Here is a 1540-nt window from a genome sequence, read left to right as displayed (position 1 = left end):
CTGGGAGTCGTCGGCCTGGCGGCTGCGTTCGAGGGGCCAGTTCGGGAAGTAGGTACCGGTGCACAGCTTCGGGATCGCGACGTCGAGGGACGCACATCAGGGCCCGGGGGAGTACATCACGCTAATGGACGCAACCCAGGAGGGTGGGTCAGTGGCCAGATTCACTGCAGTTTCTTTGAGTAAGGAAACGATGATCAACGTGAGCAATTAGTGTGCCGCCAGAAAACTGCGGTAATTTCGAAAAAAATACTCGAATTCGTCACCCGGGCACAAGAGGCCCGACGCTGCGGGTAACCAAACTTTCGTATCGACTGCAGGTACGAGAGCCATATTGCGCTTGTTGAAACAATCAATATGGTGTGAACGGCTGTGGAGTCTTCGGTAAGTGGGCCCTCTTGAAATGGAGGACTACCGTCCGAGAACTACGTCGCGGCTCACTGCGCTTTGCCTACTCGGCGGGTGGAGTTTTTGGCGGTGGGTTTGCGCGGTTTACGGTTCTCTGCGCTTACCATCCAGGCGTACTGCTCGAGCTTTTCGATGAAGACGTGGAGGATGTCGGCGCTAGTAGGGTCTTCTTCGTCGACTTCGTCGTGCACGGCGCGGATGTTGTCGACCGTCGTCTTCAGTAGCACGGTGATTAGGCCCACGGTTTCGGTGGTGTCGACCTCGCCCTCGGGGAACTTGGGCAGGTGGGTGGTCTTCGTGACCGTTCCAGAGCGACCGTCCGGTAGGGCGTCGAGGGCTCGCATTCGCTCGGCTAACTCATCCGAGAAGAGGCGCGCGTCGTTGATGATTTCGTCGAGCTGCAAGTGCAGATCGCGGAAGTTTTTGCCCACCACGCTCCAGTGCGCCTGCTTGCCCTGGAGGTGGAGCTCGATCATGTCAACGAGGATCGACTGCAAGTTGCTGCCGAGTTTCGCGGATGCCTTCATTGGAATTCCGTTCGTCACCAGCGGGAGCGAGTATGTCCCGAATGGCCAGCTGGCGCCCCGCTTACTCTTTAGTCAGGACCATAGCAGCGTGCGCTTGCGATCCGCTTCGGTTGTGAGGTGCTGGGAGCACAGGATGGTAGTGCCGAACGGGCCGCATTGAAGGGTCGTGCATTGTTGCGTAAACATGCTCATTGTGTGGAGGATCTCAAACCGGCCAGACGGTGAACGGCTGAAAGTCTTTCGGGCGTTTCTGGCCAGTGTTGTTGGACCGCAACATTGCCTGCCCGGCGCGTCGCGAATTGCAGAGCGATAGCGAGGAGGATGGCGTCGTCGGTGTAGCCGAGACCGGGAATGAAGTCAGGCACCAGGTCAATCGGCGACAACAGGCTTGGATTCTACCGGCCGTCAGCGGGCAGTTCCGTGGCCGCCTATGGGCAGTTTGGCATGGCCGCTGACAGGCCGGCCCCTCGAATTGACCATGAACTACGAAGTGTGGGCACCCGTAGGTCCTGGCCATGGGACACCGAGCAGTGCGAAACGTTGGGTGGTCCTCAGAAATGCGGACTTCCTCAATCTCCAGCGTTAATCGATCATTGGAACGGTGGGTA

General features: G+C 58.4%; 2 protein-coding genes. Both read right to left on the bottom strand.

From position 1 onward, the window contains the following. Positions 1–434: 434 nt before the first annotated feature. Positions 435–932: a DNA starvation/stationary phase protection protein gene (locus E3O50_RS09150; RefSeq protein ID WP_134564559.1), complete on the bottom strand. Its 498-nt coding sequence runs from the start codon at positions 930–932 to the stop codon at positions 435–437. A 188-nt stretch (positions 933–1120) separates the two neighbouring features. Further along, positions 1121–1315, bottom strand: coding sequence for a YkvA family protein (locus E3O50_RS09145; RefSeq protein ID WP_241980939.1), 195 nt, complete (start codon positions 1313–1315; stop codon positions 1121–1123). Positions 1316–1540 lie beyond the last annotated feature (225 nt).

It is taken from the genome of Cryobacterium sp. MDB1-18-1 (assembly GCF_004402735.1).
In the GTDB taxonomy this organism is placed as follows: Bacteria; Actinomycetota; Actinomycetes; order Actinomycetales; family Microbacteriaceae; genus Cryobacterium; species Cryobacterium glucosi.
The sequence above is the reverse complement of the archived record's forward strand: the minus strand, read 5'-3'. Positions and strand labels throughout refer to the sequence as shown.